Origin of the sequence: Bradyrhizobium erythrophlei (genome assembly GCF_900142985.1) — a bacterium.
Taxonomy (GTDB): domain Bacteria; phylum Pseudomonadota; class Alphaproteobacteria; order Rhizobiales; family Xanthobacteraceae; genus Bradyrhizobium; species Bradyrhizobium erythrophlei_B.
Genome location: NZ_LT670849.1, coordinates 6,612,392 through 6,626,262, shown reverse-complemented (window position 1 = coordinate 6,626,262; position 13,871 = coordinate 6,612,392). Strand labels below are relative to the sequence as shown.

The following is a 13,871-nucleotide window of genomic DNA, read 5'->3' as shown; positions in this document are numbered from 1 at the left end:
CCTTGAACGCCAGACGTCTCGGAAACTGAACGACAGCAACCTGGGGACTGGTCGAGATGCTGACACGCAAACAATACGAACTTCTGCGGTTCATTAGTGAACGGCTGAAGGAGTCGGGCGTGCCGCCCTCTTTTGACGAAATGAAGGACGCCCTCGACCTGCGCTCCAAATCCGGCATTCACCGTCTGATCACCGCGCTCGAAGAGCGGGGCTTCATTCGCCGCCTCCCCAATCGCGCCCGCGCGATCGAAGTCATCAAGTTACCGGAACTGGCCAGCGCCGGCGGCGGTAGCCGGCGGGGTTTCACCCCGAGCGTCATCGAAGGCACGCTTGGCAAGGTTCGCGGCCCCAGCGCCGGTGCGGAGGACGATGGCAACCGTCCGGTCGCCGTGCCCGTCATGGGCCGCATCGCGGCCGGCACCCCGATCGAGGCGTTGCAGACCCGCAGCCACACCATCAGCGTGCCGCCGGATATGCTCGGCGCGGGCGAACATTATGCCCTCGAAGTGCGCGGCGACTCGATGGTGGAAGCGGGAATCCTGGATGGCGACATGGCGCTGATCCAGCGCAACGAAACCGCCGACACCGGCGACATTGTCGTCGCCCTGATCGACGACGAGGAAGCCACGTTGAAGCGCTTCCGCCGTCGCGGTGCATCGATTGCACTCGAGCCGGCGAATGCGGCCTACGAAGTCCGCATCCTGCCGCCGAACCGGGTCAAGATTCAGGGCAAGCTCATCGGCCTTTACCGGAAATACTGAGCTCCGGACCCACCTTCCGCAAACACACCGGTGTCTGGCGATTTCCGCGGAACCAAAAGGTTCCTCAAAGCGTATTGTATTGGCAAAACAAATTTGTGATGCGACGCCGACCGGCAAGCCGCAGAATTGCCGCCAAGCGGCAACACAATCGCACCCTAATGTTCATCAAGATGGAGGCTGGCGCCTCTTTTCGATGGAAGAGACGCGGCCGGCTATCTCAAGCGAGGAGCCATCCGATGTGTGACTATAGTCTGCACGCCGTCGCCACGCGCCCTGCCAAAGCGGGCGAGACGCTGATCACCACGACCTTCCGCGGCACGTCCACCAAGGGCTTTGCGTCGGAAGCCGAACCCGAAGTCGCGGTCTGCCTGTTGCCGGGCACGGAACTCGCCTTTGCCGACAACGTCAGATACGACAGCCGCTGGTTCTGGACACGGCGCTCGGCCTTCCGGGTCGGCAAGCTCGGCGAGATCGATCGCCATCTTACCGATCGTCATCACGACACGATCGAATTTCCTGACGGCAGCCATGTGCTGGTGACGCTGCTCCGCGAGGGGCAACGCGCGACCGTGTTGCAGCTGCCTGCCATCAAGCAGGCCGTCCCTCGCCCCGTTCTCGCCGGCACTCCGCAGCCGCGGCCGGTGATCACGGGCTGAAAGCCAACGGGCAGTAGCCAGTTTGTTTAGTGCGTCATGAGTTCCTCGAACGATAAGCGCGTCAGGGAATTGAATCAGCTCAAGCTGGCCCTGACGACCTTCGCCTTGCACCTCGATGCGTTTGAGGAACGAACGCATGGATTGCTGCGTTCAATCGGCCGACCGGGAGACGATGGTCAGCCGGGCCGCGGATCTCGCAAAGGAGGCGCTTTTGCCGGTCAATAAGGTCACATGGCAGCAGGTCGGGCACGTCACCGAGCCTGGCCGATACATGTTCCGCTTCGGATGGCTGACGGTGGCGCCTGACGATCTCGCGATCTGGGAGCAGTTTCCGAACGCGCGCTTCACCCTTGTTCAGACGTCTTCGCCGCCCTTGGCGGCGGAGTCGGGTGAACCAATCGAGACCGACGAATTCCACCTTGGTGCGTTCGAACTGCACGGCAACGACGATTTCCACGACCAGCACGCAGCCGCCTGATCGGCCGCCGGCGCCGACGGAGCATCAGTCCTCGCTCTGAAGCTCCGCCTCCGGCGGTGTAGCGTCGGCCGGGCGCGCCGGGGCGCCTCCAACGGCAAGCTCCCTGTCGGTCTCGGCATCACCGGTGGCTGGCGCCCAAGGTCTGTCTGCACCCCTCGGCTTGACCGCATCGATGACAAGTCCGCGCCTGGTCCAGCGCAGCGCCATTGCGCCTTGCGCGCGCAATCGCTTCAGTTCAAGCACGGTCGCCTGGCATCTCGGCGGCGCGGGGCTCGCCGTCACGATCAAGGCGGTCCTGGCGCAGTCGTCCGCCAGCCCGTCGGGTTTTAAGGACAGCGCGACAAAGCGCCCGTCGGCCATCGGCACGACGCAGCCTTCGCCGTCACAGGACACGCCATCGCCAAGTGAAACATCGGTCGCATCCCGGCTGTCGGCGTCAGCCGCCAGCCATTCCTTGACCAGGAACGCATCTTTCGCCGTCTTCATCAGGTGCAGCCGCCCGTCACGGCCGCGGACGGCGACGTTATGACCGTCAGCCGAAATCAGCACGTCCGGTTTTGGCGTAGCCATCACGGCGATCACCGACAGCACAAGCAAGCCGGCCCCAAGCCAGCGCAATGGCGTCCGCAACAGTCCAAGCAGCACAATTCCCAGGCTGGAGGCGATCAGTGGCCCGGTGCCGAAAGCCGAGACCCGGCCGATGGCGCCGGGAAGCGCTGCGACCCACTCGGTCACCACGATCATCCAGCCGATGCCGACCCCCATCAGCCACCAGAAGAAGCCGTCAAAGCCGAACGGCATCGCCACAAGCCCGAGCATACCCGCGGGCATCACGATGGCGGACACCACCGGCATCGCCGCGAGATTGGCAAGCAGACCGTACGGCGTGATCCGGTGGAAATGAAAGGCGGCATAGGGCGTGGTGGCGAGACCCGCAACCAGCGAAGCGAGCGCCAGCGTCACCAGTTCACGTCCGCCCCACAGCGCGACCTTGGCCGCCGTCGAATTTTCCGGCGTCGCGAACAAGCGGGGCATGCCGATCTGAACCAGCGCGACAAGGCCAAGCGTTGCCGCAAACGACATCTGGAAGCTTGGATGCACCAGCGCCTCCGGCGCCAGCACCAGCACCACGATCGCCGCCAGTGCAAGCGTGCGGAACGTGATGGCGCGGCGATCGACCATGACGGCGATCAGCACCACGGCAGTCATGTAGAACGATCTTTGTGTGGCGACTTCGGCGCCCGACAGCAGGAGATAAAAGGTAGCCGCGGCAAGTGCGGCCGCGGCGGCCCATTTCTTGATGGGGAACGCCACGGTCAGCACCGGGAAAAGCGCAAGCAGCGCGCGAATGGCAAAGAACACCACGCCCGCCACCACCGCCATGTGGTAGCCCGACACGTGTCAAGCGTTCTATTTTAGACCGTAAAATAGATACTTAGCGGCAATTTGCTTCCCGTTTGTTCTGACTGGGAAGCAAGTGGGCCACCCTCCCCGCTTGTGCATTGTTGCGGTTTGCGAACGCTGGCACCTTGCCTAGGTGCTTGGATCAAGGGCCCCGCAAGGACACGCTCCCAGGCTGGAATGCGAGACCCCCCTGCAGGGACACGGTCGACATCGCCCCCGGCATCTCCGGATACGGCACAGATATGAAGCCCGACGGAAGCTCCGTTTTGCGGGCGATTTAGTGTGTTTGATTTCACTCTAGGAAGGCCGCTGGTGCGAGATATCCTCGGAAACTGGGCGGAAGCCGTCGCGTTCCCAGTCGTCCAAATCAGCGAGCCGCTTCCAATATTCAACGATGCTCATGAGGCGCAGGGATTCGCGGGGGTCAGTCTCCTTGTCAGCCTTGCTCGCTAGACGAGCGGCCCACACCCTGAAATTCGGTGCTTGGGACATATCATCCCTCCAAAATCCCGAGTCTCTGGGCGGACCGATAGGGCCGCTCATCGTGAGCTCGATTCTTGGCGATAGCGGGCCGCTAGGACGTTCGCCTGCGAGTGCTCAGCAATCCACTTGGTTGCGTCATGCTCGGTAATGAAACCCTTGACTACTTCCGTTTCGCCATCGGGCCATAGAATATCGACGCCCCAGCCAGACCCGGGATTTTTCCGCGCCACGAAAGTTGGTCGCTGCTCGGACATCCGACGAATATGCGCCTGTGCCGACACGGTTCAAGCCAGTCATCCTGACACAAAAAAACTGCGCAGAACTCACCGGATGGGGTCCGGGATTCGCGGGCTGTCATGAGCCGCCGATCGGGACCAGCGCAGATTCCTCGAGACGCCATTGGATGGACCTTTAGAGGCCCGCGCGCGTTGAGGCCTTAGACCGGGGGCGACCGCAAAACCCGGAGCTTTTCAGTTATGAGCAATATCCCCTTGGACATCGAAAGACGGTGCGAACAGCGCTGGGCTGCCAGATTTTCGGCCGCGCGCGCCCTCCGAAAGCAGCACCGCCTTGAAGGGCAGCGGCAGCAACTCGCTGCGCCCGACAACTGCAAAAGAGAAACCCCCCGCGTTAAGTCGGTGGGCTTGAAGCCTGCACCGGCTGTGTGAGCGCGGGGCCGAAACCGCGGCCCGTTGCGGCCGGCCAGGGACACCAGGCCACGAAACACGATTTGCCACTCGACAACATACTCCTGAAACAGACCAAGGAGCAGCCTTCAGGGTACGCGTAGATCAGACAATGGAGTCAGATCATGTCGTACATACTCAACATTCTGTATCGAGCCTATTTCCGCTCCTGCATGACGCAGCTCCGAAGCTTGGCCTGAGAAAACTCAGGGAATGATTAGTGCACTTGTTTTTGGGATCCGGTCCAATGTTCGAAATTGTCATTGCGGTCGCTGCAACGATCAGTGCCAGCATTTTCCTGGTGCATGCGCTCGAGGCTTACCTGACCCATTAGCCACTCGTCGCTGAGAGCTTAAAAGCGCGGGACCGAAGCCCCGCGCCCTGTTCTCGTTGGCGCGGTCTCGGCAAAGGTCCGTGTGTCAACCTAAGTGATTGATCTCGCTCGCGCCTGTGTCAGTGTGTCAAAAGCGCGAGCGAGCAACTCATTGAATCCGCAGCGTGTTCTCAGAAGTACAGTCCCTTGTTAGGAACAGCGTTGAACGGCAACGGATCGCGATCGGAGCGTGAACGAGCTAAGCAAGGGTCTGGAGGGTCTTCCCTGCCGTCTCCGGGCACCTACTTCTTGCTGCTCGACCTGATGCAGGGTGCCCGTTATGATGTCGCGTTAATTTCCCGATCAAAGATTTCAGAGGAGATTTGGTCATGTTTCGATTTTCGGTAGCTCTTACTGCCGCGTTAGCTGTGATAACGGCGACCACAATCAGCATTTCGCCTGCGTCGGCCGTGAGCGGCCCGAAGTATGATCAATGCATGGCAAAATGTATGAAGGAAAGACCGACAGCGAAGACGTGCCCCGCGTATTGCGACAAAGCTAACTGATTGAGGGCGGGTGAGACGCGCCGAAACGAAAAAGGCCGCCCACTGAGGCGGCCTCTGTTTTCGTTATCGCCTCAGCCGCGTGGCATGTGCCGCCAAGCGCTGCCGGTTGCGCTTTCTGAACGATCGCCGCCGGCGCTTCATACGCGCTCTGCCTGTGACAGCACCGCCTGAACGAGCGCCGCGGCAAGCTTCGCCTCAACCGCCGCGTATCGCCGTTCCTCCTCGACTGCCATTTCCCTCACTGTCTTCCTGCGTTGCCTCAGTTTTTCAAGCTTGCGGGAGGCCATATCGATATCCATGCACACGTCATGGAACAGTTCTGCTTCGTCTGCCGCCAGGATCGCGTCGGAGCTCCGAAAGGAGAACGTCTGCATATTCTTGCCGCGACGGGTGTAAGGCCTTCCGCAACCAGTGCGCACAATGCTGGGGTATAGCTCTTCGTCGATTACGTCTCTGACCATTTTGCGTAGTTCTGAAGTCCCGCGGTCGGGGAATTTGATGATTTCGCTCATGGCTCAGACCTCGCGCTCATACTTTTTGCGCAAAGCCCTATCTGCCAAAGCAGCAAAAGCAATCAGGAAATCGAACCGGGTTCGCTGAAGCGTGACCTCGTCCGAGTCACCTTCATCCCGAGCGCGATCAAGTATGAAGCCGGCGACAGCGGCTAGAGACCGCAACTCCGCGGTCATAACGGCGGCTTCGTCGGCCTTCCGAATAAGCCGCGTGAGACGAGCCAACGAATTTTCAGCGCGGCCACAAAAACTATCGCCGATACTACCACCCGCAAATAACCCATCACCGGTTCGCTCGGCCTTCCACGCACCATCGTACGCGGCGACGCAAGCGGTGAACGTTACAGCCTCTTTCAAGATCCTTGAGGCGCGTTCGCGATCTTCAAGCGTCTGGTCACTAGGCGTTACTTCCCGCTTAGACTTCTTGCAAAAGAGGACCACTGCGGCAGATGGCCTCTCAGCGGCCTCAGGAACCGCGATAAGAGAAGTTTCGCCCTGGCGCTCATTTGTCTTTGCCGGAAACGGCACGATTGAGGACGAGTTTAGGGGTGGCGTGCTAAGCACGCGGTCAGCTTCGATCATGGAATCAGGTCCTTCGTGGTTGAGGTTAGAGCCGAGGCCGGAAGCTGAACCCTTCCACTCGGCTCGCAATTATGGTACCACGGTTTATGGCAAAGACAAGTGTGGTACCAAGGAAAAAGCGTGGGCCTGCTCCGACTGGCAAGGGCACTCAGATCGGCGAGCGATGGCATCCCACCGAGCTTGCGGCGATCGATGCTTGGATCGCTTCGTCGAGCGACAAAAAGCTTACTCGGGCACATGCCATCAGACGATTAGTAGCGCTCGGGCTGAAAGCGAAGAAATGACAAAGAGACCGGGCGAGTTTCAACCGGCCAAACCGACGACCAAGGCGGAGCGCGACGCGCGCAAGGCATTTCGTCAAGTCGAAGCCGAAAAGGCAATGACTGAGCACGAGGTCGCGCAGAAAGCATTTTCCGCTAACCGGGAGCGGCTCAAGGCCGAGCGTTTAGCGCGAGAGGCTGCCGGGACAAAGGGTCCAGCGAGCAAGCCCAAGCCGAAAAAGTAGCGCCGCCGATGCGGCTTTGCGCCTGATTTGCTTAAAAATCTATCCCCTTTCGAGAAAGCGCCACAACTGCGCCGTGACTCAGGATTTGGCTTTGCGGTCAGGTCTGGGGCTTGTACCGGGGGGAAACAATGAGGGTCCTTGCCGCGATACTTACCTTGCTAATTTCAAGTGCTGCCGCCGCTCAAGAGTGCAAGACTTGCTCAATGGCCGATGCCTGCACAAAGGCATACTTTAAAGCTACGCTGGAAGCCCAAAGCGCCACTAAGCAGGCGATCCGGGATTGGAAACAGAATCTGGATAAAAAGGCCTCCGCAGAATTGTCCAACAGGGGCGCGCTCGCGTTGCAAGACGCCATGGAAACGCAAGTTCGTTCTGAGCTGGAACGCCTGAAGGAGTGCTTAGCCAAGATTAGGTAGCTGCCCGGAGCTGCCTGGTTAACCTTGATTAGTTTCCTTAAGACGCAGATCGCCTTGCGACCATCGGTCCCGAGAATGCAGCGTTCGCGACAACGCTCCGGCACTAAGTGACGTCAAGCCGTTTGCCTTTTCCGACTCGCTAAATAAGTCCTTCCAGGACGGGGCGCATGCGAGGTGCTGCATGCAGTTCAGTCGTGTAATTAATCCCGTCGGTGACATGCAAATCTGGAACGCAAGCGGCGACGGTTTTTCGTTTGTGATCAGTTACGAGAGCCGCAGCGGTCCTGGTCTTCATGGTGCTCCGGGCTTTGTAGCATCTTGGCGTCCCCTTCATGACAACAGGGGCGCAGTCAAAGTTATCGGGTCACCTTTCAAGACATTCGAAGCGGCCGAGGAAGCCTGCGAAACAATGCTAGGTTATTTGACAGAGAGGCATTAGTCGCAGCTTCACGAGGACTTTGGCCGTCCCTGTGGTAGTTCGGGCACATCTCCAGCGCGAGAATTGGCTTAGCTTCGTGATGCCGCCTCTCGGCGGCTTCCTCCCTAAACTTGGTGCCCGTCGCGAATGGCGGGTCACTTTTGCGGCGCCCTTGGGCCGCCTTCGCGCGTGCAGTATTGCCTTCGACCTCCGGTTGCGCTTGGATGCCAGTGGGTCTAGGGGTTTTGACAAAATGCGTATTCTAGGAATCGTGGCGCTAGCCGCCGCGCTGGGCGGCTGCGCGTTTCAACGCGCCGAAGTCGCCCAAACGGCACAAGCCAGCATGATAGGCATGCCAAAGGAACAAGTACTTGCTTGTATGGGCGCACCAGCCAACAAGGCAGCTGAAGGCAAGACTGAGGTTTGGGGTTACAACTCCGGAAACGGCATGACTGTGACCGACGCCAGCTACGGTAGATTCGGCGGAACGGCTGTGAGCTCGAACCGGTTCTGCAACGTCAATATCGTGATGACCGCAGGTCTTGTCTCGGCCGTGAACTATACCGGTCCAACTGGCGGACTTCTGACCGCAGGCGAGCAGTGTGCTTACGCCGTCAATGCCTGCGTAAAGCACCAATAGTGATCTGGGCTTTCGCCGGCCCAACATCCAGCGGCTTCCCTCCGCGCCTGATCGGCGAAATATGGGGGATGCGAGAGCAGAAGATCACCCTTGGAGAGATGCGGCAGTCCGGCGTGCACGGCCTCCTGATTTATTGCTCCGACTACCGTTGCAGCCATCACCTGAAGATCAGCGCGGATGCGTGGCCTGACGAGGTCCGGCTATCCGACCTGGAGCCGCGTTTCGTCTGCAAGGCGTGCGGCACGCGCGGCGCCGATATTCGGCCAAATTTTGCTCCCGCGCGAATGGGTACCAGTGGCGTGCAAAAGGAGTACAGGTCTTGAGTTTTTCTCCTTCAACATTCACGCTCGAAATCAATGGAAAGCCGATGCTGGTTTTCCAGACGAAATGGCAAGTCGATGCCGACGAATTGTGTCGCGATTGGGTGAAGTCACACTGGGCCCAATTAGTGTCGAAGGACCGGTACGGAAACGACGTGCCGCCCATACTGAAGATCCGCATGGCCCGATCGACCGAAAAATCTGCATACGATGCAGCAGCCGAAAGTGCTGAGCCGTTTCGAGACGTTAAGGTGGTCGGGCTAGCGGCTGCCACCGAGCAGCCGAATGAAACTCACGATGGCGGCAAGCCAGACGCATCCGATGATCCGCAGGCGTCTTGATCTTCCGCCCACCGTTGCCCACGCCTTCATCAAGGACATGAAGGCCTACTTCGCTGAAGAAGACCGGCACAAGCGGGATGAGATCGCACTGCGACAGCTTCACGCCCTTAGAGAACACCAAGGACCGCGCGAGCAAGCGCTCGGGCTTTCCGACGTGAAAGCCATGTTCTTGCATATGAGAAATCAGACGTAAGGGAGTGTGGCGCGCGCCACATCATCCGAGCCCAGCAGTGATTGCCACTTTTTTCCGTCGCGGCTAGCATGATCGAGACAAAGGGGGAATTTCTAGGGGGCGAATATGGCGGGGCGCAAGAAATTGATGACATTCCCGGAACGGTTGGCCAAATGGGCAGAAGGCATCCGTAAACAAGCTTGCCAACTTCCGCCGGGTCCCGAGCGCGATGCTTTGCTTAAGAAGGCTCGTCAAACGGAAATCGCCGCCCATCTGGACGAGTGGGCCAATTCGCCGGGATTGCAGCCGCCGAAGTAACCACTTCAGTCGATCCGGGGGCCCCGGGGTTCTGTCTGTCAACGATCCAGATTCGCTGACCGCAACTGCATTAGAGGCAACGTGGCCGCCGTTGCTGGCCTCGGTACTTTTCCGGATGTTCCACGACGCGCCCGGGTTCAAGGACGAGAGCGCGTAAAAAAGCCCCGAACGATCAGGCTGTGTGAGAACTGGGGCAAATCAGATAGAGAGGCCGCATCATTAATGATGCGGCCTTTTTCATGCGCTACATTCGAGGTGGGGACCGTAACCAGGCGAGTTTTTTGCCGGCACGGATCGATGATTACGTTGCCGCTGATGCGGCGGTGCGGGTAATCGATGCCTTTGTTGAAGGTCTCGATATGTTCGGGCTCGGCTTGGTTCGAGCGACACCGGCGGCGACCGGGCGGCCCGGCTATGACCCGCGCGATCTTCTGAAGCTCTATATCTACGGGTACCTCAACGAGGTTCGTTCGAGCCGCAAGCTGGAACGCGAGTGCCGGCGCAATGTCGAACTGATGTGGCTGTTGGGGCGGCTTGCCCCCGACTTCAAAACAATTGCGGACTTTCGGCGGGACAATGCAGCCGGGATCGTAGGGGCATGCCGGGCCTTCGTGCTGTTCTGCCGCGAGCAGGGACTATTTGCGGCCCGTCTGGTGGCCCTCGACGGTTCGAAGTTCCGGGCGGTGGCGAGCGCCAAGCGGATTATGGGCGAACGCAAGGTCGCCGAAGAGGCCGGCCGGATCGATCAACAGATCGCGGCTTATCTTGCCAACCTCGACAGCATCGATGCGGGCGAGCGGGCCGATAGCGATGCGGAACAAACGGCTGCGGCTCTCCAGGCTCTCAGGGCACGCCGCACCGACCTTGATGCTCTGGCGGCGCGACTTAAGGCGGAAGATCGGACTAGTCTTGTAGAAGGTGAGCTCGATGCGCGGCCGATGGGTAAAGGGGCAGGCTCCAAGCCTCCTTCCTACAATGTCCAGACGGCGGTCGATGCTGCGACGGGGCTGATCGTCCACCATGAGGTTACAACCGAACCCACCGACAACCGGCTGCTCCATCCGATGGCCAAGGCGACGAAGGATGCGGTGGCGGCCGATACGCTCACGGTGGTGGCGGACGCTGGCTATTCGAACGGAGCAGACGCGGCAGCCTGCGAGAACGATGGCATCACGCCTTGTGTGCCAGCGAACCGGGCCGTCAACAATCAAGGCGACTTCTTCGACCGCACGGCCTTCATCTATGAGCCGCAAACCGACAGTTTTCGTTGTCCGGCGGCCCGAACACTGGTGCGCAAGCAAATCCTCACCAGAAAGCAGAGCGTCTTGTATATCGCCGACGATTGTTCGGGTTGCGCGCTCAAGCCGAGATGCACCCGCGTCGAGCGCCGCTTCGTTCAAAGACACCTTTACGAGGACGCGCTTCAACGCATGAATGCCCGCGTCGAAGCCGATCCACACCTCATGCGGCAGCGGCGATGCGCGGCTGAACACCCGTTCGGAACCATCAAGCGGATGACGGCTGGCGGCAGGTTCCTCACCCGAGGCCTTACCAACGTCAAGACTGAAGCCGCCCTCAGCGTTCTTGTCTACAACATCATGCGGGTCATCAATCTCATCGGCTCGCAAAGCCTCAAGATTAGGCTCGCCTGACCCTAAAAATTAAAAAAGAGGCCCCGGATCACCGCAGCCTCTCGTTTCCACACAGCCTGCTCAGGCCGGGGCTTTCTTGAGTTCAGAGGAAATTGAACCGTTCAGTGGAGTTGATAGTTCACGCCGACCTTGAAGATCTGCGTGGCGTTACCAACCGTGGTCTGGGAGACGAAATCATTCGTACATCCGCTGGTGCCAGTGCCACCCTTGTTTGAATTAATAAAGGTGCCGCCGCCTTGCACCACGTCGTATTCGCCAAAGACAGTCAGGTTATTCCAGACCCGCTGTTCGATGCCGAACCCGGCGGTAGCGCCTGCCGTCGTCCGGCCGACCGCGTTATAACCGGGGTATCGCGTTCCGGCGCCGGGAGCGCCGCAGGTCCCGGTGAAGGCAATGTCATTGAGAACCTGGAAGTCCATCCTGCTGAAGTTGACACCAGCTTTGCCGTAGAAAAGCGTGCTCGGCGTCACAAGATATCCAACCCGAGCAGTCAGATTTCCCATCGCCGTAATTCTTGAGCGGCACTCAGCCGTCTGGTCGGGCGTGCCAGCGAACGAGCATCGACCATCGACCAAGTTAAGCGGGTTGCCAGCGCTGCCTCTGATGTTGGCCCAGGAACCATCCCCTTGCACGCCGAAAACCAAGCGCTCAACTTGCCAGTTGTAGCCAATCTGACCACCGGCCAATGGACCCTTGAGAGCGTCCCAGCTCGAGCCACCACTCAAACCGCTTGAACCGATCAACTCACTGCCCGTCGACCAATCGTTGGTGCCATTCCAGCCATAGCCGCCGTGAACACCGATATAAAATCCCGACCAGTCCGTCATGGGGGAAACCGGCGGGGGCAAAGCCTTCATGGGCATGTCTGCTGCGAAAACAAAAGGTGCGCTTCCAAGGAAAGCAGCCGCACCAACTGCCAAAACCAGCTTCTTCATTGCAATCACTCCCACCAGTTAAATTTTCAGAAAAATTTCAGAATTATGGAAATCTTTAGAAATAGAAGAACATAGAATCGGCTGAACAGATGTAGCCCCACTACCACAGTGCCGAGAATTCCCGATCGATCACCCGAATGTTCCAGGGTAACACTTTGACAATTGCGGTAACATGTGCTTGCCGCCCGAAATAGGGTACAAGTCTAAAACCCGCCACGAATCGGTAGCGTTCTACAGGCTCGCTGGTTCGACCTTCGCCCAGCGGACTGTCTCCGTCTCGCTTTCCACCTACCCCAGAGCGAGACGGAGCGTTTGACGCCATTAGTATATCGAGCCCAACAGTTTCGCCGGATTGTTCGAAGTAGGAGCAGGCGTACCGTACCTATTGATCACCAACGGATCGCTCGAGTCGGTTGGGGCTGAAGGCGAGAAGCCCCCGACGGCAGCGCTCGCTAGGTCACCAAAGAGGCCTGTCCCCGTAGCGAGCCCCGCAACCGCAGCAGCCCCTTTAAGAAGGCCACCTGCAATATCGCCCCACATTGCCGTCTGTCCGGCGCTCCTGGTCTCATTGGCGATCTGTTCCTCGCCTGCCGCGGTCATGCGAGCAGTGTTCGCCATGAGTTCATAGGACTCCGATTTTTCTTCCGTTCCGGTTTGAATCGTCGCCTTTGCCAACGCGCCCTGACTTGCGCTATCCGCAAGGATGTCGAGACCTGAACCTGACGCGGCAAAACCGGCCCCGGCCTGCGCTGCTTGCTGACCGCCAATCTGCATGGTCGTGCTGCGCTGTTGCTGTTGTGACTGAACGGCGCCGATCGTCTTGGTGTATTGATCCGCAAGGTCGTACTGCTGCGCTTCGGCAAGATCGCCCTTCGCCTTGAGGTCAAGACTTTCAGCCTTAAGGTTAGCGTTCTGCTCGGCTCCGAATGCGCCAAAGAGATCGGAGACGGCGCCGCCGGCATTGCCGAATACGCTATCGCTCAGTGCCATCGATCACCTGTTGCGTGTTCGCGGACTTCCCCGGATATCCTGGAAATCTCCAACAGGCGCTTCTTGATTGGCCAATTCTCGCGAGCAATCACGCGCAGAATTTCATCGAAGCGTTCGATTACGTACCCTTCGTCGCTTCCAGCAAGACCACGAAGTCCTCATTCCATGTCGTTGAAATGCTCCAGCCATTTTTGATCGGCCTGGGCAGCTTCAACGAACGACGGCATTTGGCGCACCTGATGAAGAAACGTATCGAGGGGATCTTTCATCACACGCCCGCCTGCCGGATCAGAGCAACGCGCTTTTCGTAATCGGCCATGAGCGCTGCTGCCGCTGCTGCATCTGCGGTTGCTTGCGCTTTGAGTGTGTCCGCTTCCTTACGCGCCGCCGCCACTTCCTCCATATCCATAGCGCACCGCCGCATGCAGTCGGTACGCTCCTGGGTAATCGCAGCATCATGCGCTTCGCGCTCCTTCGCGATCGTCGCTCTGTTCGTCGCGACATGGGCGTCGCTCTCGCGCATCGTAGCGATCGCAGAGTCCTGTGCGGCGGCCCATGCTAGTCGAGCCTCCTGCATCTCGCCCAGAAGCTTGACCGATGCAGCTGGATCGCTGAGCGTGGCCAGCATTGCTGAGATGAAGCTGAGATCGATGTTTGTCGCCGGCGCCGGTGGAAGCGGCGTGCTGCTCATCATGTTAGGCAATCCTCTTGGTTGCGAAACGA

16 protein-coding genes and 1 pseudogene are annotated in these 13,871 nt (G+C 59.3%); 11 read left to right on the top strand and 6 right to left on the bottom strand.

Annotated features, from left to right (window positions below; translation table 11 throughout):
* Positions 1–56: 56 nt before the first annotated feature.
* From lexA to BUA38_RS31830, 3 genes are all read left to right on the top strand, one after another.
* Positions 57–761: a transcriptional repressor LexA gene (gene lexA / locus BUA38_RS31840; protein ID WP_072824300.1), complete on the top strand. Its 705-nt coding sequence runs from the start codon at positions 57–59 to the stop codon at positions 759–761.
* 236 nt (positions 762–997) lie between these two features.
* Positions 998–1,417, top strand: a complete 420-nt coding sequence (locus BUA38_RS31835) for a hypothetical protein (protein WP_072824298.1) — start codon at positions 998–1,000, stop codon at positions 1,415–1,417.
* A 136-nt stretch (positions 1,418–1,553) separates the two neighbouring features.
* On the top strand, positions 1,554–1,895 hold the full coding sequence (locus tag BUA38_RS31830) for a hypothetical protein (RefSeq protein ID WP_338076301.1): 342 nt from the start codon (positions 1,554–1,556) through the stop codon (positions 1,893–1,895).
* Positions 1,896–1,919: 24 nt separating this feature from the next.
* Here the strand turns inward: BUA38_RS31830 and BUA38_RS31825 are convergent.
* From BUA38_RS31825 to BUA38_RS31810, 3 genes and pseudogenes are all read right to left on the bottom strand, one after another.
* A pseudogene (locus BUA38_RS31825) lies at positions 1,920–3,293 on the bottom strand (ComEC/Rec2 family competence protein); the annotation flags it as partial.
* Between the two features lie 2,191 nt (positions 3,294–5,484).
* Entirely contained in the window at positions 5,485–5,859 is a 375-nt protein-coding gene (locus tag BUA38_RS31815) for a hypothetical protein (protein WP_072824292.1), read from the bottom strand.
* A 3-nt stretch (positions 5,860–5,862) separates the two neighbouring features.
* On the bottom strand, positions 5,863–6,441 hold the full coding sequence (locus tag BUA38_RS31810) for a hypothetical protein (protein WP_072824287.1): 579 nt from the start codon (positions 6,439–6,441) through the stop codon (positions 5,863–5,865).
* A gap of 280 nt (positions 6,442–6,721) precedes the next feature.
* On the opposite strand from BUA38_RS31810, the gene BUA38_RS31800 reads away from it, so the two are divergent.
* From BUA38_RS31800 to BUA38_RS31760, 8 genes are all read left to right on the top strand, one after another.
* The gene (locus BUA38_RS31800) at positions 6,722–6,946 is read left to right on the top strand and encodes a hypothetical protein (protein ID WP_072824274.1); all 225 of its coding nucleotides are present in this window, start codon (positions 6,722–6,724) and stop codon (positions 6,944–6,946) included.
* Between the two features lie 128 nt (positions 6,947–7,074).
* Complete coding sequence (locus tag BUA38_RS31795; RefSeq protein WP_072826596.1) at positions 7,075–7,362, top strand: hypothetical protein; 288 nt, start codon at positions 7,075–7,077, stop codon at positions 7,360–7,362.
* A gap of 671 nt (positions 7,363–8,033) precedes the next feature.
* Complete coding sequence (locus BUA38_RS31785; RefSeq protein WP_072826595.1) at positions 8,034–8,420, top strand: hypothetical protein; 387 nt, start codon at positions 8,034–8,036, stop codon at positions 8,418–8,420.
* Positions 8,420–8,743: a hypothetical protein gene (locus BUA38_RS37730; RefSeq protein WP_338076300.1), complete on the top strand. Its 324-nt coding sequence runs from the start codon at positions 8,420–8,422 to the stop codon at positions 8,741–8,743. Before BUA38_RS31785 ends, BUA38_RS37730 begins: the two co-directional genes overlap by 1 nt.
* On the top strand, positions 8,740–9,081 hold the full coding sequence (locus tag BUA38_RS31775; RefSeq protein ID WP_156898824.1) for a hypothetical protein: 342 nt from the start codon (positions 8,740–8,742) through the stop codon (positions 9,079–9,081). The genes BUA38_RS37730 and BUA38_RS31775 overlap by 4 nt, the downstream gene beginning before the upstream one ends.
* A complete protein-coding gene (locus BUA38_RS31770; RefSeq protein WP_244553112.1) occupies positions 9,026–9,274 on the top strand; it encodes a hypothetical protein in 249 nt (82 codons plus the stop codon). The genes BUA38_RS31775 and BUA38_RS31770 overlap by 56 nt, the downstream gene beginning before the upstream one ends.
* 105 nt (positions 9,275–9,379) lie before the next feature.
* Positions 9,380–9,571 carry a hypothetical protein gene (locus tag BUA38_RS31765; RefSeq protein WP_072824268.1) on the top strand — a complete coding sequence of 64 codons (192 nt, stop codon included), beginning with the start codon at positions 9,380–9,382 and terminating at the stop codon, positions 9,569–9,571.
* Between the two features lie 239 nt (positions 9,572–9,810).
* Complete coding sequence (locus BUA38_RS31760) at positions 9,811–11,223, top strand: IS1182 family transposase (protein WP_072816799.1); 1,413 nt, start codon at positions 9,811–9,813, stop codon at positions 11,221–11,223.
* A gap of 101 nt (positions 11,224–11,324) precedes the next feature.
* On the opposite strand, the gene BUA38_RS31755 is transcribed toward BUA38_RS31760, so the two are convergent.
* The 3 genes from BUA38_RS31755 to BUA38_RS31745 form a co-directional block, all read right to left on the bottom strand.
* The gene (locus BUA38_RS31755; protein ID WP_072824266.1) at positions 11,325–12,158 is read right to left on the bottom strand and encodes an outer membrane protein; all 834 of its coding nucleotides are present in this window, start codon (positions 12,156–12,158) and stop codon (positions 11,325–11,327) included.
* Positions 12,159–12,479: 321 nt separating this feature from the next.
* Positions 12,480–13,148, bottom strand: a complete 669-nt coding sequence (locus BUA38_RS31750; protein ID WP_072824264.1) for a hypothetical protein — start codon at positions 13,146–13,148, stop codon at positions 12,480–12,482.
* A 268-nt stretch (positions 13,149–13,416) separates the two neighbouring features.
* Positions 13,417–13,842, bottom strand: coding sequence for a hypothetical protein (locus tag BUA38_RS31745; RefSeq protein WP_072824262.1), 426 nt, complete (start codon positions 13,840–13,842; stop codon positions 13,417–13,419).
* Positions 13,843–13,871: the final 29 nt, after the last annotated feature.